Here is a 22,881-nt window from a genome sequence, read left to right on the forward strand (position 1 = left end):
CCGGTCGTACACCACACAAGCGTTTAAAGTCTTCTGGCTTTAAGATTTTTACTTGTTCGTATGTCATCAATGCTACCCAACTCTAACCTACTTGTCCCACGTATTTGGGACTTTTGCAAGAGGTCTATTATCTGAGTTTTATACCTGCACAAGTCAGATAAAACCTATTACCTTCTAAGAGGATGTTTGAAAAGTTTTCTTCTCGGTAATAAAACGTTTTAGATCCCCCTAAATCCCCCTTAAAAAGGGGGACTTTGATTCCGGTTCCCCCCTTTTTAAGGGGGGCTAGGGGGGATCAGTTAGTGCCTAAAATCACAGCCAACCACTTTTCAAACAACCTCTAAGTTTTGTTGACTTTTCATCCTCCAGAAGCAAGGAAATACACTGAGTTTGCAACGCTTTAAAGCAGCAGAGCAGATTCAAATTTAAGGAGGGTTAGGGATAATCAAGCCTTAACCCAAGGGTATTTGCAGATAATTAACTGCGGTTATCTATCTGAGCGCGTTGCAAACTTCCAGAGAAGTCAACATAGACACTTTTCCATTCTGTGAAAACATCCAAAGCAGTAGTTCCAGCTTCCCGGTGTCCGTTACCGGTTTGTTTCACACCACCAAAGGGCAAGTGTACCTCTGCGCCAATAGTCGGGCCGTTAATATAGGTGATACCTGCTTCGATGTCGCGCATAGCAGTAAAAGCCCGATTGATATCGCGGGTGTAAACTGAAGAAGAAAGACCATAATTGCTATCGTTGAGAATTGCGATCGCATCCTCAAAAGAACTAACCTCAATTAATGCCACCACTGGCCCAAATATCTCTTCACGAGCAACGCGCATATCAGGAGTTACATCATCCAAAATAGTTGGTTGAAAGAAGTAACCGTTTTTCAATGAGCCTTCATTAGCAATTTCCCCACCAATTAAAACCTTTGCTCCTTCTTCACGAGCGATATCCAAATACTTCCTCACCTGTTGGAGTTGCTTTTCATTGACTATCGGGCCAATATCTGTATTCGGGTCAGTGCCAGCACCCAAGCGTAACTTACTGGTACGCTCATAAAGCATAGCGGTAAACTTTTCTTTGATATCACGATGCAAAATCAAGCGACTGGTAGCCGTACACCGTTGCCCAGTTGTCCCAAATGCTCCCCACACTGCACCATCGAGAGCAAGTTCTAAATCGGCATCTTCCATCACCACTTGAGCGTTTTTACCACCCATTTCCAAACAGACACGCTTGTGAGTGCGTCCACAAGTAGCGCCGACAAAAGCACCCGTTTCTGAAGAACCGGTAAAAGATACTAAATCTACATTGGGATGCTCAACTAAAGCTTTCCCCGCCTCTTCTCCCACACCATGCACCAAGTTAATTACTCCTGGTGGTAAACCTGCTTGTTGAAAAATTTCAATCAATTTAGTTGCACAGGCAGAAGTATCTTCAGCAGGTTTGAGGATGACTGTATTGCCACATACCAAGGCTGGCATAGCTTTCCAGCAAGGAATTGCCACAGGGAAATTCCAGGGAGTAATTAAGGCACAGACTCCGATGGGCATCCGCACTGTCATGGCGAATTTATTGGACATTTCCGAGGGTGTCGTTTGCCCAAATAATCGCCGTCCTTCGCCAGCACTGTAAAAGGCACAGTCAATACCTTCTTGGACATCTCCCCTAGCTTCTGTCAATGGTTTACCCATTTCCTGACTGATTAACTGGGCAAGTTCTTCTTTATGCTGAAGTAATATTTCCCCAACGCGAAAGATGTATTCTGCCCTAGCTGGGGCCGGGACTTTGCGCCAACTGCGGTATGCTTTACGGGCGGCGGCTACCGCTGTATCTACATCCTTCACTTGAGAACGGGGAAATGTGGCAACTACTTCGGTTTTGTCGGCAGGGTTGCGACTTTCTAGAGTTGCTTCTTCTACAGCGCTCAACCATTGACCGTCTATATAATTGCGGCAAGATAGCGGAGTTGTCATTTTGAAAATCTCCGATGATCCACTGAAACTTGTGTATTAAGTTTGGTTGCTTTCTAGGTTATCCTCAAGTTTAGGAAATTGGCGCGATAAACAAATATCGATATAAAAATTAAGGCACGAAAGCCAACACGCCCACAGGAGAACCAGAACCACCACGTAATCTTAGAGGTGCGATCGCTAGAGTAGTACCTTTAGGTGGCAGTTGATCTAAATGGGTCAGATTCTCCAAGACAATGCGCGGTTGTTCTAAAACTAGACGGTTAATCGTAAAACTGTTATCTTGCCCAGGGTCTACACCATGAGTATCAATTCCTACCCCAACTATTTGCCGTTCATCAAGTAAAAATTGAGTTGCATCAATGCCAAACCCTGGAAAGTGGGCAATTCCTTGAGCATCATGATTGAGGAATGCACTTTTATCCAACCACTTCTTTTGCCAACCAGTATTCAGTATAACTACGCAGCCGGCAGAAATTTCACCGTATTCTGCTTCCCAAGCCAAAACATCAGCCATAGTCAGGGCATAATCAGGATTAACTGCTGTAGCTTGACAAACATTTATAACCACCGCAGGTACAACCAAAGACTGGGCTGGATATTGGTCAATTCCCACAGCAGAACTATGAAAACTGTTAGGGGCGTTGATATGGGTAGCACTATGTTCCCCCAAGGAGAAACGCCGCAGGTAATAGCCATCATTATTTAGTTCAGCCACAGTTTCAAATTCTACTGCGGGATCTCCAGACCATTGGGGAATATCTACGTCAATTACATGACTTAGGTGGATAACGCGTGTGTAAATGATACTATTTTGACTTTGGGGTTGTATCATCCCAGCCTTCTATTTTATTTGTACTCAGGGATTTTTTGTAAGGTGCGTAGGTGCAGTTCATTGTGTACATCGTCTGGGTTGGGCGACGCCTACGCAACGATAGTACTAGCATTACAACGTTTTTCAAACCTAATTCCCTATACTAAAAGAGATAATCCCCTCAATTCCTGTAAATTTTAGGTTATTGAGGGGATTCAAATGTTGCAGCAAAAAGTGAGTTGATCTTAGTTAACAACCCGTAGGTTAATTTTTGATTAAGCTTAGATTAAGATTAGACATCTTCAGAAATTAAATATGCGTTATTCAGAACCCTTGTAGAGACATAGCAGTACTAGGTTTCTACGTTTTTTCACTCACATCTCTATTGTGTGATATCTAGGTAGAGGGTTTTTGCTTTAGTGGAATTATCACAGCAAACTCGGCTCCTTCTCCTGGTGCTGAAATACACTGGATTTTTCCACCGTGTTTTTGGACTACAATTTGGTAGGTAATTGATAATCCCATACCTGTACCTTTACCCACAGGTTTTGTAGTGAAGAAGGGATCAAATAGGCGTTTGCGCACTTCCTCAGTCATGCCTGCGCCATTGTCAGCAATTTTAATGATTACATGGTCTTCTTGAATGAGGGTGTAAATGCGAATTTGTGGAAAAGTTATTTGTCCTTGGTTATTTGTCCTTTGTTCAGTGTTGTTTACTAATGACATAGGCGCTTCGCCTTCCCGCAGGGTATGACTATTGACATAGGCGCTTCGCCTTCCCGCAGGGTATGACTCTTGTAAAGAATCGATCGCATTTGTCAACAAATTCATAAATACCTGATTCATCTGTCCGGCATGACACACTACTGGTGGTAGGTTGCCGTAGTCTCGAATTACTTGGATTTCGGGATGTCCTGGTTTAGCTTTTAGACGATTTTGCAACAACAGCAAGGTGCTATCCATCCCTTCATGAATATCCACTGCTTTTGTACCGTCTTCATCAAGGCGAGAAAAATTGCGTAAAGATAGGACAATCTGCCGAATGCGTTCGGCTCCCATCTTCATAGACTCCAGCATTTTGGGCAAATCTTGCTTGAGAAAGTCTAAATCAATGGTGTAGATTTGTTGGTTAATCTCTGGTGTTGGTGGGTAGTAGCTCTGTTGATAAAGTTCTACTAAGTGGAGCAAATCTTTGGTATATGCATGAGCGTGGCTAATATTGCCGTAGATAAAATTAACGGGATTATTGATTTCGTGGGCAATACCTGCAACCAACTGTCCTAAACTGGACATTTTTTCAGTTTGAATCAGTTGCGCTTGAGTTTGTTGAAGTTCTAGCAGTGCTGCTTCTAGTTGCTGGGCTTTGTCTTGGGCAGTTTGGGCAGTGATGCGACTTTGGGTGTAAAGTTTAGCTTGGTCAATAGCGATCGCTAGTTGAACTGTAACTGCTTGTAGTAATTCTACTTCGTTGTTCAGCCAAGGGCGAAAGCCACTACAATAACCACAGCTAAATGCACCAATTTCACCAGATTGAGTGTGTACGGGTAGCGCCATAAAGGCAGTAAAACCAAAATCCTGCAAAAATTGCTGTGCTATGGAATCGCCCACAGTCTCAATATCATCAATGCGGATGATTTCTCCGTTCAAGGTTTTGGCTGCGATTAGTTTGATTTCGGCATGAGTTGCTTCTTGTTGGTTCAGTAGACAGGGTAAAAAGGAACTTTTCGCCTCATATACTTTTTCCCAGTATGGTACATCAGCGTCTTGACGATACCAAAGGAAGGCGCAGCGATCGATCTGAAATAAGTTATGAATCTCCTGCACTGCGGTTTCCACAATGTGATTGAGATCCAAAGAAGCTCGAATCTGATTAGAAAGACGATTGAGGAGTGCTTCTCGCTGGGCGCTTTCTCTGAGTGCAATTTCTGCTTCTTTACGGTCAGTAGTGTCATAGCAAATACCAACGAAGTACAAAACATTGCCATTAGCATCTTTAATAACAGATGAGTTGCTTGTATGCCATCGCCAATTACCATTTTTGTGTTTCACTCGATATTCAATCGCCTCTTGTTTCTGGCCTGTTGTCAAAATTCTTTGGAAATAGTCGGCACAGATATGCACATCGTCAGGATGTATGAAGGGAACAAAAGATTTGCCTTCAACCTCTGCAACCTCATGCCCAAAAATCTCAGTCCAGTTAGGAGAAACGTAGGAAAATATTCCTTCAAGTGTCAGCGCAAAAATAACGTTATTGGCATTTTCTACAATGCTGCGGAACTTGGCATCACTTTCTATTAAGGCTGCTTGGATGTTGTCGCTGGTGTCACGGACAAGAACTATGATTTGCTGGTCTGGTAATGGTAATAACCTAGCTTCAAAATTATTTTTTTCTTCTGGTTGCGCTAAGGTATATTCAAAACTGACTTCATATTGAGTTTCAAGTACTTGATTTATTGCTTGATGGAAGCGATCGCTTACAGTAGTCGGTAAGCATTCTCGCAAACTCTTGCCCTGACAATCTTCTGGTAAAATATACAGACTCTCCATCAACCCTTGCTTGTAATCCAGAATACTTCCAGCAGCATCAAGACGAAAGTAGGAATCAGGAAGTACTTGCAAAATTGCGGCAAATTCTGATGTTTTTTGGCGTAACTGTGCTTCAACTGCTTGACGTTTGCTAATTTCCGCTTGCAGTTGCTCTAATGCTTTTGCTAATTCTGTTGCCCGTTCTCTATCTGTAATTTTACGTAGGCGGCGAGAGGAATTTGTCGATAGCGAGCAGCTTTCTGTTAAGGAAGGTTGACCGATCCCTATCGGCACTTCTGTTAGATCGATACAATAACCGATGTAACCGACAAAGCTACCATCTGCGGCAAATCGTGGCGCGGCTGTATCTAAAATCCAGCGATATTCACCATCAGCTCGACGCAGGCGATATTGCCTCTGGAAGGAATCATACGTCGCAAATGCTCTTAGGTATATATCTTCGCATCGCTGTCTATCTTCTGGATGGACGCTGCCAGTCCAAATATTGCCTATTTCCTCTTCTCGCGCAGATGCAGACGCGGCTTTTGTTAGATGTGTTCCAGTAAATTTCAGCCAATTAGAATTGAAGTAACAGTAAAGTGCATTACATCCAGACATCCAAATCATCAGAGGAGCAATATCCGCCTGCTGGCAGAATACTTTTTCATCCTGTTGTATTTCTTCCTCTTCAACTATGATTTGTTTAACGTAGCTCTGCACCTTTTTAGAAAACACTTTTGCCTGCCTGCTCTGCCTAAATTATTAAGGTAATATGCTGAAAATACAATTTCTTAATACATGGATATAATCTTGTTTATGCCAACCTGCTAACGATCTTAATACTTTATTTATTTTTATATATGCAGCAATTCCTCTTTTACTGTAAATAAATTGAAAAAATGCTGAAGTTATCATTAAGATTAGCTTCAGCATTTTGTGTGAAATTTAAACTATCTATATATCAGGGAGCTTGTTTGACTTTGTTTCTTTTTGAAGTCACTAATAAATCCATCTTAGCTATGTAATTGCATTGCTCAAAAACCTGATTTAGCTTTACGGAAACTATATGATTGTCTGCAAGGCATTTACATCTTTATAAGAAATTCACAATAATCAAGAATTTCATTCAAAATAAATATTGATTTTTTATCAAGAAGAATTCAGCATGAATTAAAATCTGGCTGATGGATCTATCGTGCTTAAAATAAGGGAGTATAAAAAAATTTGAAAACTACATCTGTATTCGGCAGATTAGATTGAATTAGGGGTATAAAAACCAACCCTATTTATTTAGAATTTGGGATAATGATGAATGTATTGTTTTTTATTGTTCTCAACAAAACCCAATTTTTTAAAATTGTCTTGACTAGTCAAAATGGCTTATATAGCAATCTTATCTGAGTGACGATCGATCTAGGTAATGACAAACTGTCTATCTACGAGACACTACATATAGCTTACTTCCTCGTAGAATACGCGCGGCATCTTGTAGAAAAGTACGCCAATAAAAAGAGAACAAATTTCACGAATGATTTAGGATTGCTATAGCAAAATCGCAAATTAAATGAGAGAAATGCTAATTGTGATATCAACTGGTTGTAACAATGCCTGGTAATCGCATTTTATATGTTATAAAGCTCACAGAAATTAATGTTAAACGGAAACTACTTTATGGAACCAGATCAACTGGGCCGTTTTAAGGAGTACGGCGAATTCATCCTCCGAAAGATAGATTCTGTGCCCCAGTACCCTTCTAAACAAGAAGATTGGGTTCCAGCTAGTCTTGATGACTGTCTTCTTCGTTTGCGATCGGCTGCCCAGAAAACTGTAGACCTGGCAACTTCGCCTGTCAAAATTGGGGTAATGGGGGAATTTAGTAGTGGAAAAACCTTACTTTTAGGCAGTCTAATTGGATATGCAGATGCTTTGCCAGTCAGTGAAAACCCCACTACAGGTAATGTTACCGCCATACATATTATCCCACAAGACGATTTTGCAACCACTCAATTAAGTAACTTTACGGTAGAGTATCTTTCCCATGAAGGCGTACACGAGTGTCTACGCTTCATGCTAGGAGAAGCCAATAAACGAACAACAGCAGCAGGGCTTCCTCCGATACCAGTATCGAAACTCAACTCTGGCACAGATATTATTGGCTGGTGTGAAGAAGCATGGAATAGCAGTAACAATTTAGAGCTACGTTATTTACTCCGAGAGTTGGTATTATTCCTACGGGCTTATCAAGCTTATGGGGAAGTTATGTGTGGTGGGCACTACCAAATTGATGCGGTGACTGCCCGCGAGGGGCTACAGCTAGTCGAGCAGCCAATGGCAATCCAAACTCTGAAATTTGAGGATCTACCCCCAGCGCACATTAGATTACCCAGTCCACCCCAGAGGCTACCAACAAAGTTATTGCAAAATAGCTTCCCACTAATTCGCCGCGTCGATATCGATGTGAAAATCTCACGGGAAATTTGGGATTTTGCAGACGCAGCTAAATTTATTCTCATCGACTTTCCGGGATTGGGGGCTGCTAATTCCGGGGCTAGGGATACCTTTTTGTCACTGCGGGAATTGGCAGAAGTACAGACAATTTTGGTATTGCTAAATGGTAAATCTCCCGGAAGCGATCGCGCCAATAAAATCTTCACGATGATGCAGCAGCAGCGACCGGGACAAGACCTGAAAGATTTAATTATCGTCGGTGTGGGTCGTTTCGATCAACTACCTCTAGATAGTGAAGGTGGCGAAAGAGAACTTGACCATCTCATTGAAGATAGCCATTTAGAAGAGGAAACGGTTCTCCAAAAACTCAAAGTTTTGCAAACTACCATTGACGGTGCAGCTGCGTTTACAACCCAAAAAGACCGTATCGTTTTACTGTCGCCACTGTTGGGACTGACTGAATTAGCAAAACGTTCTAGTACAGTCAAAGCAGGCTCACCAGAATTTTTGGCTAACTTAGACTATCCTGATTACTTAGACAGGTCTAAACGGCTACAACAGAAATGGGAGCTATTAAGTGAACGGCTGATAGAATCTAACACCCGTAGCTATTTGGGCAAACAGTTGGGTTATTTTAGTCAAGATGGCGGACTTAGTAAGCTGCGGGAATTAATTCAAACTCACGTAGCTACTCATGGTTTGAAGCAACTGCATGAAGATACCCGAAGAGCTGCTGATGTGGTGAGTCAGCAACAAGATCACTTGAAAGACATCATAGATGAAATTCACGAGCAAGGTATCCCCACAGGCGATAGTCCGGCTTTTATCGAATTGCGCTTTGTGGTCGAAAGCTTAGATAAAATCTACAGAAATTTCCAAAAAGATATCGGCAAAGAACCACTCAAAGATCGGCGCGGTGTTGTTGTCAGCGATGTAGTAAAAGACGAACTCACCTTTAGAATTCTCAATTGGAACCAGTGGACTTTACTCTTCAACAAAGCCAATAATGGAGCGATCGCTCTGGCAGAATCTAAAGGTGCAGCTGGGAAATTATTCGATCGGGGAAACCGCGTAAATACTTCCCTTCCAACTAAGAGTGATGATTTTTATCCAGTATTTGAGAAAACCGTTAAAGAAGTAGAAGATTTTGCCCGCGATCGCATCCAGCAAGCCGTGGTAGATTTGTTGAGCCAATTATCAAATTATATAGCCCCAGAACGCGAACAATTGCAGGCATTTTTCCACCCAGAAATGGAACAAGAAATCGAAGAAAAATTTGGTTTTGAAGATGCCGATCTCTTTTATAAATTATTACTAGGATGCGATCCTAACGAATGGAAAGAGGCAATCATCTCGGAAATTACTAGCAAAGATAAAACTGTTGCACCCGAAATTATCTTTCCTTTAGCACGTCAAGACGATAAACACAACGTTGGTCAAATCTTTGATTGGGCACCAGAGAAAAGCCAAGGTTTACCCAGATCGAGCAATCACCAACTTTTAGTACTGCGACTGCGAGATGAAATTACTGCTAGTGCCAGCCTTCATCTTGTGCAGTATGTTAGCGAAGTTAATCAACAAATTAATTCCGAACTAGAAGGTATTTTGGATCAAATTATTCCTAGTCTGCAAAACCTTTCAAAAAAAGAAAGTTTACTAAGATATTTGGCAGCTGGGGAATTGCCATCTGAGATCCAAATTCCTACTTGGTTGCAGATTATTTCTGAAATGGCGGCTGTTTCTCACTCAGACGATTTGGATTTGGGATGACGCGATCGCGTAGAGATATGACGGTGTATTTGTGAGACGTGATGCGATTTTTTATACAATTTTCAAGCGTGTACCAGGATTGTTTTTTGAGTTAGTAGAACAACCACCGCCTGAAGCTGCTAACTATCGCTTTGAATCAGTTGAAGTTAAAGAACCAACATTTCGGATTGATGGGGTATTTTTACCTCCACCGGATGCAACATCTCAAACGATCTTTTTTGCTGAGGTACAATTCCAAAAGGATGAGTTACTGTACCATCGCTTTTTCTCCGAATCCATGCTGTATATGTATCGTAACCCGTCGCTTTACGATGACTGGTACGGAGTAATTATTTTACAGTCTCGCAGCTTGGAACCGGAAAACACCACTATTCATAGATCGTTACTGAACAGTTCTCAAGTACAACGAATTTATTTAGATGAGTTAGGTAGTCCTGATGAGCAAAAAGTAGGTATCAGTTTGATGCAGTTGACTATTGCCTCAGAGACTCAAATGGTTCAGGAAGCAAAACGTTTAATTGAGCGGGTGCAACAAGAGCAGATAACTGTCTTGGCTAAGAAGGAGATAATAGATGTAATCACAACAATTGCAGTTTATAAATTCGCAAACTTAAGTCGTGAAGAGGTAGAAGCAATGTTAGGAGTTAAGTTAGAAGAAACTAGGGTTTATTAAGAAGCGAAACAAGAAGGACTACAACAAGGAGTAGAAATAGGGCGAGAACAAGGAGTGAAAATAGGGCGAGAACAAGCGAAACTTGAAGTTGTCCCTCAGTTCTTAGCTCTTGGTATGTCGATGGAAGAGGTTGCCCAATCACTTAATTTAACCATCGAACAAGTAAGACTTGCAGCTGAGTAATCACAACAATTACTGGTTATAAATTTACCAACTTAAGTCGTGAAAAGGTAAAGGCTATGTTTGAAATTACGTTACAAGAAACTAGGGTTTATCGAGAAGCTAAAGAAGAAGGGCGACAAGAAGGAATAAAACAAGCACTAGAAGAAATACGAGAAAAAGGACTACAACAAGGACGAGAAGAAGTAAAACGTGAACTTATACCTAGGTGTTTAGCTTATGGTATTTCGATAGAAGAGGTTGCGAGGATACTTGATTTAACTATCGAACAAGTTGAAGAAATAAGACTTGCAAGTGAGCAAGAATCTTCAACATCAACTTAGTAACTGGTGGCATTTTCATAGCGATGCCTATGCTTTTTCATATAAAAGCGTAGGCATCGCCCTAGATAAAAAAGCGATCGCTCAACAGAATGATTTGATACTATAATGAACCCTTTTAAATTGAACAACTATACCGATCGCGAACCAAGTGAGAAACAACAAAAAAGATTTCCAGGATGGTTTGCTTTAGATTTTGGCACGTCAAATTCGACAGTTACACTTTTCGATCCAATTGAAGTGCCGATCGCAGAAATCTTACCCAAAGAACAAGAAATTCGGTTGCGCGATCGCTTATCGCAATGGCTAAGTTCTCCCGCCTCCGTAGCTTTACCGGATGTCAGCGCTGATGATTGGACAAAGTTTATCACAGAGATTAGCAAAAATGTGGAGATAGAACCCAGCAGATTGAGTGAAGTATTTGAAAGTGATAATAAAGAGCGATTTTTGGAAGCAATTCGCCAAATTGAACTTTCTTTAGGAAACAGCGAGAGATTCCGCCGTGCTGTCAGCAAAAAACTTTACCAAATTTATCATGAGGTGTTCCGTGTCCCTACCCTAGAGTCGCAAAATCTGATCCCAGTTGTGCTAGATATCGATCGCCGCGATACGGAAATTCCTAGCGAGTCGGAAATTTCACACTTAGGGGATTTAAAACTGCGGATGGGAAGGGAAGCTAGAGATAACCGGAAAAAAGCAATCGCTCAAGGTACAAGCGGTTCTTTAAAGGAAATTATCAGCAGGTTTCACCATTCACCTAAACGCTATTTTGGCCAGGAGCGATCGTTTTCAGTTATTTTGGATGGCGAAGAAGAAACGATTACCGCCAACCAGTTAATCCAATCTGCTTGGGCGCATTTAATCGAGTTAACTGAAGACTACCGCCAACACGCACGACGCAGATTTTCTGAAGGAGATTTTTTAACAGCAGTTGTCACTTACCCAACTGTCGCCCCACCAGTGGTTCGTAAGGAAGTTAGGGAATTAGTTGAGCAGTTGGGGATCGATGATGTACAAACTGCTTATGATGAAGCCGTTTCTGTGGCGATATTCTTTTTATGGCGAGAATTTGGCGGTAATCTCAACATTGGGATTGAGTCATTCAAAACCCGTTGTCGCCAAGTCGGAAACAAATGGTCACAAAATGTCCTCGTCTTGGATATTGGTGGCGGAACTACAGACTTAGCTTTAATTGAACTGACTTTAGAAGATAAAACTCCAGCTTTTGCTGATTATGAAGACCGAGGTTTAGGAGGACGTTATTATAAACTTACCCCCAAACTATTAGGTTCATCTGGTCATTTACAGTTAGGCGGTGAATTAATTACACTGCGAATTTTCAGATTATTAAAAGTTGCGATCGCAGACTTTTTGTTGACAGCAGTCACAACAGGTGATATTGAAAATGAAAAGCTAGAAGATTTAATTAACTCAGAATTAAACGAGCGCTTCTTAGAACAAGGTAAATTCAAAACTGGCAGTCTTTTAAAATGTTTAGATAGAGAGAATCCTGAAGGCGATATTTCTTACAAAGATGCTCTTGACACTGCCGAAAAAGTATTACCCACCCGTTGGCAACAAGCACCTCAACGTCTGCAATCTTTTTATATTCTCTGGGATTATGCAGAAGCCGCCAAACTTAAACTTGGGCAAAAGCCACCAGCAGAGAATTCTCTATTAACCTTTACACTTTCTGAGCAGCAAATTTCCGAATTGCTCACTCAAAGCGCCATTAAATTGCAAGTCACAGATCCAAATAACATCTGCGTCACCTTAGATAATCAGCAATTTGAACGAGCTGCCGCTTCGGGAATTAAAGAAGCGATCGGAATTGCCAAAGGATTAATGGAAAGTCGTTTGCGTCCCGACGATCTCACCAAAGATTCTTGGAATTCCCAAAAAGTTGATTGGTTAATTTTGTCTGGTAAAACTTGTAATTTAGACATAGTACAGCGCCAAATATACCAAGAATTTAGTAAATCTCCATATTTTGTCTGGAATCCAGAACGGATTACCTTTGTATTGGAATTTACCAAGCTAGCCACCTCTGCCGGTGCTTGCTATGCCGAAAAGCTACGAAGATTGAGATTCGATCCAGAAGAGTCTAAAAGCTTGCTGCGTAAGGGAGCCAACCAGCTAGAAATTGATGTCAAAAACCTGTTTTATTATTTACCTTGCAACTTCAAACGCAAAACCCAAAGCAACGATTTACTAACTATATTCAAAGCCGGACAAGAACTCTATCAACTCGCACCTTGGGAAACTGTTGCTAAAGTTCGTACTCATTGGCAAGGCATACAATTAACTAATATTATCTACCGTCAGGACTACGAAGAAGGAGATTTACGACTATGGGGAAGCTTTGACGGCAAAAACCTGATGAATCAACTGGAAATGCTAGAAGTAGAATTTCTGAAAAAAATCAAAGTCCAGTTTGAGATTGACCAAACCCTCGAATTTAACGTATTGCTTTGTCAAGGAAATCCCCATTATTTGATTGACATTTCTGGTATTGATTTAGAATCGGTAGTTTCAGAAACTTCATCGCTATTTGCTGATGGTAAATTAAACTGGAATATTGCTGTGGAAGGCTTCAATAAAGACTTGAATGATGGTGATATTGCCGTCAATGTTATTGAATCAGCAACTGTCGATCAACCAGATGCCTATCATCTTGTATTTGAAGTTGGAAATGATGGTACTAAAACGTTTCACAAATTTCACTATTTACGCGATGGAGTGACGCAACCGGGAATTGGGTTAATTAGTAATCCTTTACCTCCATTCCCACAAACTGGACAGCACACCTTCTATGTTTATCAAACAGATGTCGAAACCAACAGCAAAAAATGGATAAGAATTGGCGCACTCAGCAAACCAGATGTAACAACAGATTACCCTTGCCAATATCGTGTAACTCTCGACGATCGAGGTATTCTAAGGATGCACGCCGGTGAAGTACCTTACTGGACATCACAAAATCAAGAATGCCTGAAAGAAGAAGGATGTGTTTATCGTGCTGAATTAGAATTGCAACCTAATGAAGTTGATAAAGAACGCGATCCATTTTGCGGCATACATTAAACCTCTGCATTCCTCTGCGTTGAAAAAAATTAATATTTTTAAACGCAAAGGGGCGCGGAGTAAACGCAGAGGAGCGCAGAGATTTGCCAAGTTTTATTCGCTTTGGAGGTGAGATTCATGCAGCAGTTGCGTCAATTATTAGAGATAGAAAACTCGGAGTTAGCCCAATTACTGCGATTTAGTTTGTATGGACTAGAGGCTAGTTTAAATCAGGCTCGCGCCGAATTTCCACTAGATCCAGGATCTAAAATATGTGATGAGGTGCTGCAAGAACTTCGTAACCTCTTACAACCTGAACCGCCACAGCAAAATACTGGTTGGGAAGATATACAAGATGAGTTAAAACTAAATCACCTTCGAGAAGCTTTTAATTCTGACTCAGAACTTAGTTATTATTTGGGTAATTCCCAACTGCAAAGCCAAACAGATTCAGATTTGTGGAATGAAATTCAACGCAAACTGCTACGAGTCCCAGAGGATTTAGCTGCATCTTGGCAACAGCGCACCTTAGATTTAGCTCAAGAAGTTGGTGCGATCGCAGATAATTCTAATCTCTTTCAACTTCCTTTTATCCGCGATGAAATTATCTACCCTGGACTTAGTGGTACTGTTCAAACTCAGGGATTATGCTTATATCAACAAGCACTTTCAAATCCACTAGTTACTCAAGGCAATGCATCCGATTTACCAGCAGCATTCCTGTTTTTATATATGAATTTTATCGAAATAGACCCAGATTTACATCATGCTTTAAAGAGCGTTTTTAGCTTCGATGTCGTTTCCTTACACTCTAAACCAGAACAGCGCGATCAATATATTGATGCTTTAAGCGATCGCTTCCAACGCACCCAAAAAGCAGAGAAAAACACCGATCCCCTGTCAATTCTCCGTGCTTGGATTGACATGGACGAAGCGATACATTCCCTAGTATTCGTACCACCGGCTGAACGCTATTCTTGGTGGGGGAAGCTACAACATGAATCACGGCGCATCCTGAAGAAAGTCGCTGATGAAGCGATTAATGCAGGTAATGAAGTGCGAATCCGCCAATTATCGGGACTTTATGCAGATATCTGTGCTTTATCCAAGGATGACTTACAACTAGACTGTGGTGGTATTCCTGGCGAAGTCTTAACTTCTCTTCGGGTATATGCGCGAATTAATCAAGAAGAATCTCCAGGCCGTGTAATATTTCGCTCATCACGCTAGTTGCTAGCAACTTTTCTAATTCTTGAGATTACGAGGCAAGGCAGACAATTTTACTAATCCCCGCCTTGCCTCATAATCTAATGAAGGTAAAAACGTTTAAATCTAAAGGATGCCCCAGAAGTGTAAAATCCCTTGACCAGAAAACACTTCAAGTGCAACAGCAGATAAAAAGCCAATCATTGCAAAACGACCGTTCCAGTTTTCGCTCTGAGGAGTGAAGCCCCAGCGCAAAGCATTAGGATCTTCTGAAACCGAAGGCGTAGTCTTCTTAACGTCTGCCATAAATAATACTCCGAGCTTTTATGTTGTAACAGTTATAACTGCCTGTAAAGTAATGTAACAGACTTTTACGAAATTGCAACATAAACTCGATATAAAATTCAGTGAGAGGTATTACGGGTACGTAGTTTTTTGTTGGCAGGTTTGCGATCGCCTACGAGGGAAAGCTACACTCCAAGAGCCAATTCCTTCAGAAAATTGTAGCCATTTCAAAAGAAAATTAACTCTTGCTTGGTCATTTCTATGCTTTAATAGCCAATGCTGAACTAAACTATGGCAAAGAGAAATATTAAGAAAATTTGAATATATGGCAGAAGTCCTCCATTTTACAGGATTTATCAAGGGAGTAACCTATAAAACTTACTTGGATGATAATTTAAGTAGGATTAGTTTAGATGTATTTGATGTCAATAAAGAAAGGGGTTATGGATTAATCCAGTCACCTACAACTGAAATTGCTTATTCAAAATGGGTATCACCTAAGAGAACCAGAAGTTATCCATTTGCCAGAATTTATAATACATATAATTCCTCCAAAGTTATAACTATAATCCCGGTGATTAAAGATGAGGGCAAAGATGGCGATATAGATAAAATCCAATACTCTACAATTTCTTGGATGAATTTGCTTAATATCTATATAGTACTTGCTTATTACGAAACAGCAAAAAAAAGTACTAAGAAGGGTCAAGTTAATAAGAATAAGTTGAGTAATCAAAAATTTGCTAATGATTTTGTTAAATTTCAAATCAGTGAGATATTAGCATATCGCCAAAGCGCACTTCATTGGAATAAGAATCTATTTGAAGAAAGATTTACGCAAACTTTTGAAAAAGCTCTAGATTCTTATGATTCTATTTATCATAAAACTGGAGTAATAATTCACTCACGAGAAGGAGCAGATAAATATTTACATAAAATCAGAGAAGAGTTTGAGGAATTTAAGAATATTTCTCTTAAAGGTTCTCAGAGTGCTAGTAAGAGAGAAGCGCTGACTTCTCATAAACTAGAATATTTAGTAGATGGATTAAAAGCAACTTTTAGTATTGAAAACTATCTTGGCGGAATTTACTATTTGACTCCTGATGAGATAATCTTCGAGAACAACATGTATATTATACAAGAGTCAAAAAATACTTCAACAGCATCTTTGCCAAAGCTCCCTGATATTCAAGATAGTTTATTTAAGCTAATTTTATTTTCTAATTTAGATTCTTTAATATTGAACGGTGAACCAGTATTATTTGTTACGAAGCTAAAGCTTACAGGTAACAACGTTGTTGGTTCTATTGTTTTTCCTGATGCATCACTAGAAGAACTAGAATTTTTTTTAGAAGTTAATATTAAAAATTTTAATAAAAATCAAAAATCAGTTATTAAAAAATTGGCTTTAGAAGCTCAAAATAATCATAAACTTAAAATAGAAGTATCCAGTAATTTTTAAACCTTATAATTTTGAATTATGATCAAAAGTCCTCTCCGATATCCTGGTGGTAAGTCAAAAGCAATAAATCAAATAGTTGAATACTTGCCAGAGAGCTTTTCGGAATATCGAGAGCCTTTTGTGGGTGGTGGTTCTGTATTTATTTATTTAAGGCAAAAGTTTCCTGCTCTCAAGATTTGGATTAACGATTTAAACCGCGAACTATTCTTATTCTGGAAGTTTGCCCAATCTGATATAGCTCAGTTAGTTAAAGAAATTCGACATCTTAAAGTAAAATATACAGATGGTAAATTACTCTTTACAGAATTAACTAGTGTAGATGTCAATAATTTATCTGACTTAGAAAGAGCAGTTCGCTTTTTCGTACTCAATAGAATTACTTTTTCAGGAACTGTAGAATCAGGTGGTTTTTCTGAACAAGCTTTCCATAAAAGATTTACTGATTCTTCAATAGAACGACTCGAAAAGTTAGAAAATATCTTATCAGAAAACGTCCAGATTACTAATTTAGATTACAGTCACCTATTAAAACCAGAAGGAGAAGATGTATTTTTATTTTTAGATCCACCATATTTTAGCGCTAAAAAATCAAAGCTATATGGTAAAGATGGTGACTTGCACACATCTTTTGAGGACCATAGATTTGCTGAACTTTTGCAACAATGTCATCATCGCTGGCTAATTACCTACGACAACTCAACGCAAATTCGAGACAATTTTCAATGGGCTAATATCTCAGAGTGGGAATTACAGTATGGGATGAATAACTATAAGCAGAGTGGTGCAGCTAAAGGAAAAGAGTTATTCATTACAAACTACAAAGTTAAACTTGATTTGGAGAAAAAATCACAAGTTCAGGATCTTGCTAATCCAGCTTTGCAATTAAGCCTTGAGATTTAAACCTAACTTTGATAGCTTCCAATTTTCCGGTAGGATAACCCCATAGCTCTCAATATAGCTACAACATACAAACCTTAGCTATGATAACTTCCCCAATCCCTGCTCAAGAATTCTCTGCTAGCTGGTATGTCCTGCTGCAACAATTAATAGATGGCCAATCTTTGTCCCGTACTCAAGCTGCGGAATTGATGCAAGGTTGGCTCAGTGAAGCGGTTCCCCCAGAGTTATCAGGGGCTATTTTAACAGCGCTCAACTTTAGAGGCATTTCTGCCGACGAGTTGACCGGCATGGCTGAAGTATTACAATCTCAATGTTCCCCACTCAGCCCTCACTCCTCATCACTCAACACTGTCATAGATACCTGTGGCACTGGTGGAGATGGTTCATCAACCTTTAATATTTCTACAGCCGTTGCATTTGTCGCCGCAGCATCTGGCGTACCTGTCGCCAAACATGGCAATCGTTCAGCTTCAAGTCTCACAGGAAGTGCAGATGTATTGGAAGCCTTGGGTGTAAACTTGAGTGCTTCTAGTGAAAAAGTACAAGCAGCACTACAAGAAGTCGGGATCACTTTCTTGTTTGCCCCTGGTTGGCATCCAGCACTCAAGGCCGTTGCGTCATTACGGCGGACTTTGAAAGTGCGAACAATTTTTAATTTGCTGGGGCCGTTAGTAAATCCCTTGCGTCCAACTGGGCAGGTAGTGGGCTTATTTACTCCCAAGCTTTTGGCAACTGTTGCTGAAGCTTTACAGAATTTGGGCAAGGAAAAGGCGATTGTGTTGCACGGGCGAGAAAAACTTGATGAGGCTGGGTTGGGAGATGAAACTGACTTGGCGGTTTTATCAGACGGAGAAGTACAGTTAACTACTATTAATCCTCTAGATTTGGATTTAACGCCTGCTCCTATAGGTATGCTTCGGGGTGGAGATGTTCAAGAGAATGCGGAGATTCTCAAGGCTGTACTCCAAGGTAAGGGAACTCAGGCGCAACAAGATGCAGTAGCGTTGAATGCCTCGTTGGCGCTGCAAGTAGCGGGTACGATCGCACTCCTAGATCACGCCCAAGGGATTAAAATCGCTAAGGATATCCTACAAAGCGGGGCAGCTTGGACGAAGTTGGAGGAGTTAGTTGAGTTTCTGGGGAATTGATTTGCGATCGCAATTGCGGGCGGAATTCTACCACATTACGCTTAATGGTGACATCATAATTACCAAAAAAGTCATGTCCTAGAAGTCCAGTTTCTAGTTCCGCACCTGCGATCGCTACTGGTATTTTATTCACTGTTACCCCGCCAGCTGCCATCGAATTAACGTAGCCTACAGGAAATTCTACAGCTCTGGAACTAGCGGTATTTGCCTTAGCTCTCCCAACTGGCACGATTCCCAAAGCATCGGCCATCTGTTGGGTAATTACAGTGCCACTGGCTCCCGTATCTACAATCATGTCAAATTGTTGCTGGCCATTGAAGGTGACTTCGACAATTGGTGTTCCACCAATCCGCCTTTTAATCGGGGCTGTAAATACTGCTTCATCTGGAATTACCACTGCTGATGAGGGCAAAGCTGGTTTTGGTGGTAACGGGTTTATTTCTTGTGGAGGCGATAGAGGTGAAGTATACTTTGGTGTGGTTACTGTGTGGGGAACAACAACTACTACCCTCTTCGGTTCGGCAAGGCGCACAGGGCGAGGAAGAGCTTGCTGTTGGGCATATTTGATTTGCCGCCGATATTCAGTAATCTTGGTTTGAGCGATCGCAAATTCTGGGCTTTTTCGCCGCACTTTTTGCATCAGCGCGATCGCCTCCTGATACTGACTCGCCACCAATTTCCAATCATCTGGAGATTGAGCCGATTGGCTGATACTCCAAGCGCCAACAGCTTTGTCTCGTCCGATCTCAAAAAGACTTGGTTCACTTTCAAACGGATCTAGCGGCTGCGCTTCTGGGCTAGCTGCTGGTCTTACTGGTTTAACGCTAGGCTGGACTGGTGCTAGATCCCCAACTGGTGTTGGTTGCTCATTGCCAACAATCGCAGTGTTTTGTTTGTCTTCACTACAGGCAACGCACAAAACCGCTAGAGTGCTTGATACAAAAATTAGGGTTGCACGGGATAAAAAAGACTGAAGCATAATTAATTTTAACTGCCCAAGCTTTGCCAAATCCACTCCCGCTACTTTAATTCCCTTTTAATTTTAATTAACTATCTTAAAAACTCCCAATTGCTCAACTCATGGGATAATTAACAATCGCAGTATTAAGGAATAGGGAGTGGGGAATAGGGAGCAGGGAGCAGGGAGCAGGGAGAAGAGTTTTCCCCTCTGCCCCCCGCACCCCGCCCCTCTGCCTCTTTTCAATGCCCCATGCCCAATCCCCAATCCTATCACCTATGCCCCTGACTGACTCAATACCAGCTTTACTTGTCCTAGCAGATGGAACCACTTATCGCGGTTGGTCTTTTGGTGCGACGGGAACCGCGATCGGAGAAGTGGTGTTCAACACTGGCATGACCGGCTATCAAGAAGTCCTGACCGATCCTAGTTACCGCGGTCAGATTGTGATTTTTACCTATCCTGAATTGGGGAATACTGGCGTAAATCTGGAAGATGAAGAATCAGATGGCCCCCAAGTGCGGGGTGCGATCGCCCGCAATATTTGTCACCGTCCAAGTAACTGGCGATCGACACAAACTTTACCTGACTACCTCAAGCAAAACCAAATACCAGGGATTTACGGCATCGATACCCGCGCCCTCACCCGCAAAATTCGGATGTTCGGAGCGATGAACGGTGGCATTTCTACAACCATTCTCGATGAAACGGAATTGCTAGAGCAGGTACAGGCAGCTCCCAACATGGCAGGATTGAATCTGGTTCGGGAAGTCACCACCTCAACGGCTTATGAATGGTCCGATCCCACAATTCCAGCTTGGGAATTCAACTCTGAGGCTGGGGAAAATCTTGGGGAAGCCTTTACCGTTGTTGCCCTTGACTTTGGCGTTAAACGTAATATATTACGTCGCTTAGTAAGTTATGGTTGTCGGGTAATTGTTGTACCCGCTGATACACCACCAGAGGAAATTCTCAAATACAATCCAGATGGTGTGTTTCTTTCTAATGGGCCTGGCGACCCTGCTGCCGTCACCGAAGGGATTGCAACTGCCAAAGCACTCCTGTTAAGTGAAAAACCCATCTTTGGTATTTGTATGGGACACCAAATTTTAGGTCATGCACTAGGGGCAGAAACCTATAAACTCAAATTTGGTCATCGTGGTTTGAATCAGCCTGCCGGTTTACAACAACGAGTAGAAATTACCAGCCAAAACCATAGTTTTGCTATTGATCCAGATTCTTTACCTACGGCAGTTGTAGAAATCAGCCACCTCAACTTAAACGATCGCACCATTGCCGGAGTACGGCACAAATCTCTACCTGTGTTCTCCGTACAGTATCACCCAGAAGCTAGCCCTGGCCCACACGATGCTGATTACTTGTTTGAGCAATTTGTTCAAGCTATGCGAACAGCACGTCAACCCCTTGGGGGAATTCAAAATTAAAAATAAAAAATTCAAAATGAAAGATTTCTTTTTGAACTATGGCATTTTTAATTTGGAATTGGAGCAAAAAGCAAGAGTCAAGTCGTCGCATCTGAGATTAAATAAAAATAGCAAAATGCAAATGGGTGTTCAGGGACTAAGGACTGGGGAAAAGTTTTCCAATGCCCATTACCCAATAGTCAATCCCTAATCCCCTATTTCAACAGATTGTAGACAACTTGGTCAAAAACCATCTATACTTGAGCGTTCACTTTAACTCATGAGGAGGGAATTATTGCTGAGCCACTGAATCTAACCGTTAGCCTGAGGGGCACTCGTGAAGTCCGGGATAACTGTCAGCTATTCCGCCTCACAGGTTTGTTAGATGCTTTTTCTGAGCCGACATTTCGCAAGACACTTGGCAGCAAGATAGACGAGGGCCCTAAGCACATTATTTTGGATCTCTCACAAATTGACTTTGTTGATAGCTCTGGCTTGGGTGCTCTGGTGCAGCTAGCCAAGCAAGCTCAAACTGCTGATGGCACTTTGCAAATTGTCACGAATGCCCGCGTAACTCAAACGGTCAAGCTTGTTCGCCTAGAGAAGTTTCTCTCCCTGCAAAAATCAGTTGAAGACGCTCTAGAAAACGTCAAGTAGTCTTGATTGCTCGATCTGAGAGGTAAATTTAGCTATCCAAACTCAAAATCGGATAGCTTAATTTTTAAAACTTCTGGCAGAAAACCTCTCTCCTTGTGGGAGAGGCATAAAGCCAGTTGAGCTATTATGTTTAAAGTTGAGTAATAACTAAAGATATAGACACCCAATTTTTGGGTATGTAATCGTTGGCTAGAATATTGGATAAATAATCAAGTCTGAGATATTTGTTGTAAGAAATACAAAGCCAGCAGATTTGTTTATAGATAGACTTGACTTGATGCTGTATAGTTAAAAGTTGTCGTTTACTCAGTAAGTATGGCAATGCTACCAAGTAAAAGGGTGAATTTGATGTTAAAATTTTACCCTATCTTAGGCGCAGACCACAAGAAGTAGGCGAAATTTGGTTTATAGATGTTGACATCAGGGTGATTTTAAATGCCAACTCTCAATCAAAAAGATGAAATTAGGAAGTAATTTTGATAGTATTTATTATGCTAAGTATACTATCACGGCAGACTTCAGAAAAATCAGTCTTTGCCAAGAATGCCTGCAAAATGTAGCCCGTCAAGGAATGATTTATTTGTGAAGTCACAGGAGGAAGAGCTATTAGATGGACAAGATGAAACTCCCAAACAGAGCTTGTCTTGGACTGAAGCACTCTTGGCAACCACAGGGCCATTCCAACAGATTTCCCTCTCACAAGTGCAACAAATTTCTCCTAGTGCTTTAGCATATTTGGGGGATGCAATTTATGAGTTGTATGTTAGAATGTTCTATCTGCTGCCATTGCAGCGGTCAGGAATTTACCATCGTCTGGTAGTGGAGCAGGTAAGAGCAGAAACACAAGCGCTACATTTGCGATCGCTAATTCCTCATCTCAGGGATACCGAATTAGAAATTGTCCGACGGGGTAGAAACGCCGCAACAGGACGCCCTAAGCGACTTAATCCCGAAATTTATCAACAGGCAACTAGTCTAGAAACTTTAATAGGCTACTTATATATCACCGATTACCAACGTCTAACCGAACTGTTGCAAATACTTCATCTAGAAAAAGAGTGAAAACTCAATTTCGC

General features: G+C 41.2%; 16 protein-coding genes and 1 pseudogene. 12 read left to right on the top strand and 5 right to left on the bottom strand.

Going from position 1 to position 22,881, the window contains the following annotated elements; all coding sequences use genetic code 11:
- Positions 1-477: 477 nt before the first annotated feature.
- The 3 genes from AC1F2U_RS08125 to AC1F2U_RS08135 all read right to left on the bottom strand — a co-directional run bounded on the left by AC1F2U_RS08125 (position 478) and on the right by AC1F2U_RS08135 (position 6,046).
- Positions 478-1,974 carry an aldehyde dehydrogenase family protein gene (locus tag AC1F2U_RS08125; RefSeq protein WP_480260641.1) on the bottom strand — a complete coding sequence of 499 codons (1,497 nt, stop codon included), beginning with the start codon at positions 1,972-1,974 and terminating at the stop codon, positions 478-480.
- A 109-nt stretch (positions 1,975-2,083) separates the two neighbouring features.
- Positions 2,084-2,806 (bottom strand): cyclase family protein, encoded by a 723-nt coding sequence (locus AC1F2U_RS08130; protein WP_480260642.1) that lies wholly within the window; start codon positions 2,804-2,806, stop codon positions 2,084-2,086.
- Positions 2,807-3,181: 375 nt separating this feature from the next.
- Positions 3,182-6,046 carry a PAS domain S-box protein gene (locus AC1F2U_RS08135; protein ID WP_480260643.1) on the bottom strand — a complete coding sequence of 955 codons (2,865 nt, stop codon included), beginning with the start codon at positions 6,044-6,046 and terminating at the stop codon, positions 3,182-3,184.
- Between the two features lie 936 nt (positions 6,047-6,982).
- On the opposite strand from AC1F2U_RS08135, the gene AC1F2U_RS08140 reads away from it, so the two are divergent.
- The 6 genes and pseudogenes from AC1F2U_RS08140 (at position 6,983) to AC1F2U_RS08165 (ending at position 14,995) form a co-directional block, all read left to right on the top strand.
- The gene (locus AC1F2U_RS08140; RefSeq protein WP_480260644.1) at positions 6,983-9,529 is read left to right on the top strand and encodes a proteasome protein; all 2,547 of its coding nucleotides are present in this window, start codon (positions 6,983-6,985) and stop codon (positions 9,527-9,529) included.
- A 31-nt stretch (positions 9,530-9,560) separates the two neighbouring features.
- A pseudogene (locus AC1F2U_RS08145) lies at positions 9,561-10,385 on the top strand (Rpn family recombination-promoting nuclease/putative transposase).
- A gap of 56 nt (positions 10,386-10,441) precedes the next feature.
- Positions 10,442-10,705, top strand: a complete 264-nt coding sequence (locus AC1F2U_RS08150; RefSeq protein ID WP_480260645.1) for an aspartate aminotransferase — start codon at positions 10,442-10,444, stop codon at positions 10,703-10,705.
- Entirely contained in the window at positions 10,677-10,811 is a 135-nt protein-coding gene (locus AC1F2U_RS08155; RefSeq protein WP_480260646.1) for a hypothetical protein, read from the top strand. The genes AC1F2U_RS08150 and AC1F2U_RS08155 overlap by 29 nt, the downstream gene beginning before the upstream one ends.
- Positions 10,811-13,786 (top strand): molecular chaperone, encoded by a 2,976-nt coding sequence (locus AC1F2U_RS08160; RefSeq protein ID WP_480260647.1) that lies wholly within the window; start codon positions 10,811-10,813, stop codon positions 13,784-13,786. Before AC1F2U_RS08155 ends, AC1F2U_RS08160 begins: the two co-directional genes overlap by 1 nt.
- A gap of 117 nt (positions 13,787-13,903) precedes the next feature.
- Entirely contained in the window at positions 13,904-14,995 is a 1,092-nt protein-coding gene (locus AC1F2U_RS08165) for a hypothetical protein (RefSeq protein WP_480260648.1), read from the top strand.
- Positions 14,996-15,097: 102 nt separating this feature from the next.
- Here AC1F2U_RS08165 and AC1F2U_RS08170 read toward each other — a convergent pair whose 3' ends face one another.
- A complete protein-coding gene (locus tag AC1F2U_RS08170) occupies positions 15,098-15,277 on the bottom strand; it encodes a high light inducible protein (protein WP_069071239.1) in 180 nt (59 codons plus the stop codon).
- A 304-nt stretch (positions 15,278-15,581) separates the two neighbouring features.
- On the opposite strand from AC1F2U_RS08170, the gene AC1F2U_RS08175 reads away from it, so the two are divergent.
- The 3 genes from AC1F2U_RS08175 (at position 15,582) to trpD (ending at position 18,766) form a co-directional block, all read left to right on the top strand.
- Complete coding sequence (locus AC1F2U_RS08175) at positions 15,582-16,718, top strand: hypothetical protein (RefSeq protein ID WP_480260649.1); 1,137 nt, start codon at positions 15,582-15,584, stop codon at positions 16,716-16,718.
- 18 nt (positions 16,719-16,736) lie between these two features.
- On the top strand, positions 16,737-17,618 hold the full coding sequence (locus AC1F2U_RS08180) for a DNA adenine methylase (RefSeq protein WP_480260650.1): 882 nt from the start codon (positions 16,737-16,739) through the stop codon (positions 17,616-17,618).
- 80 nt (positions 17,619-17,698) lie between these two features.
- Positions 17,699-18,766 (top strand): anthranilate phosphoribosyltransferase, encoded by a 1,068-nt coding sequence (gene trpD / locus AC1F2U_RS08185; protein ID WP_480260651.1) that lies wholly within the window; start codon positions 17,699-17,701, stop codon positions 18,764-18,766.
- Here trpD and AC1F2U_RS08190 read toward each other — a convergent pair.
- Entirely contained in the window at positions 18,696-19,745 is a 1,050-nt protein-coding gene (locus AC1F2U_RS08190; protein WP_480260652.1) for a retropepsin-like aspartic protease family protein, read from the bottom strand. The genes trpD and AC1F2U_RS08190 overlap by 71 nt on opposite strands.
- A gap of 257 nt (positions 19,746-20,002) precedes the next feature.
- On the opposite strand from AC1F2U_RS08190, the gene carA reads away from it, so the two are divergent.
- The 3 genes from carA to AC1F2U_RS08205 all read left to right on the top strand — a co-directional run bounded on the left by carA (position 20,003) and on the right by AC1F2U_RS08205 (position 22,867).
- Positions 20,003-21,169 carry a glutamine-hydrolyzing carbamoyl-phosphate synthase small subunit gene (carA, locus tag AC1F2U_RS08195; protein ID WP_480260653.1) on the top strand — a complete coding sequence of 389 codons (1,167 nt, stop codon included), beginning with the start codon at positions 20,003-20,005 and terminating at the stop codon, positions 21,167-21,169.
- Positions 21,170-21,439: 270 nt separating this feature from the next.
- Positions 21,440-21,805, top strand: coding sequence for an STAS domain-containing protein (locus tag AC1F2U_RS08200; RefSeq protein WP_084227153.1), 366 nt, complete (start codon positions 21,440-21,442; stop codon positions 21,803-21,805).
- A 582-nt stretch (positions 21,806-22,387) separates the two neighbouring features.
- Entirely contained in the window at positions 22,388-22,867 is a 480-nt protein-coding gene (locus tag AC1F2U_RS08205) for a Mini-ribonuclease 3 (protein ID WP_194044898.1), read from the top strand.
- Positions 22,868-22,881 lie beyond the last annotated feature (14 nt).

It is taken from the genome of Nostoc sp. LEGE 12454 (assembly GCF_056620565.1).

What these genes read in the sequence shown, in the direction of transcription:
- AC1F2U_RS08180 (WP_480260650.1), top strand. Translation starts at nt 16,737, where the DNA reads ATGATCAAAAGTCCTCTCCGATATCCTGGTGGTAAGTCAAAAGCAATA.
- trpD (WP_480260651.1), top strand. Translation starts at nt 17,699, where the DNA reads ATGATAACTTCCCCAATCCCTGCTCAAGAATTCTCTGCTAGCTGGTAT.
- AC1F2U_RS08170 (WP_069071239.1), bottom strand. Translation starts at nt 15,277, where the DNA reads ATGGCAGACGTTAAGAAGACTACGCCTTCGGTTTCAGAAGATCCTAAT.
- AC1F2U_RS08190 (WP_480260652.1), bottom strand. Translation starts at nt 19,745, where the DNA reads ATGCTTCAGTCTTTTTTATCCCGTGCAACCCTAATTTTTGTATCAAGC.
- AC1F2U_RS08160 (WP_480260647.1), top strand. Translation starts at nt 10,811, where the DNA reads ATGAACCCTTTTAAATTGAACAACTATACCGATCGCGAACCAAGTGAG.
- AC1F2U_RS08150 (WP_480260645.1), top strand. Translation starts at nt 10,442, where the DNA reads ATGTTTGAAATTACGTTACAAGAAACTAGGGTTTATCGAGAAGCTAAA.
- AC1F2U_RS08175 (WP_480260649.1), top strand. Translation starts at nt 15,582, where the DNA reads ATGGCAGAAGTCCTCCATTTTACAGGATTTATCAAGGGAGTAACCTAT.
- AC1F2U_RS08125 (WP_480260641.1), bottom strand. Translation starts at nt 1,974, where the DNA reads ATGACAACTCCGCTATCTTGCCGCAATTATATAGACGGTCAATGGTTG.
- carA (WP_480260653.1), top strand. Translation starts at nt 20,003, where the DNA reads ATGCCCCTGACTGACTCAATACCAGCTTTACTTGTCCTAGCAGATGGA.
- AC1F2U_RS08130 (WP_480260642.1), bottom strand. Translation starts at nt 2,806, where the DNA reads ATGATACAACCCCAAAGTCAAAATAGTATCATTTACACACGCGTTATC.
- AC1F2U_RS08165 (WP_480260648.1), top strand. Translation starts at nt 13,904, where the DNA reads ATGCAGCAGTTGCGTCAATTATTAGAGATAGAAAACTCGGAGTTAGCC.
- AC1F2U_RS08140 (WP_480260644.1), top strand. Translation starts at nt 6,983, where the DNA reads ATGGAACCAGATCAACTGGGCCGTTTTAAGGAGTACGGCGAATTCATC.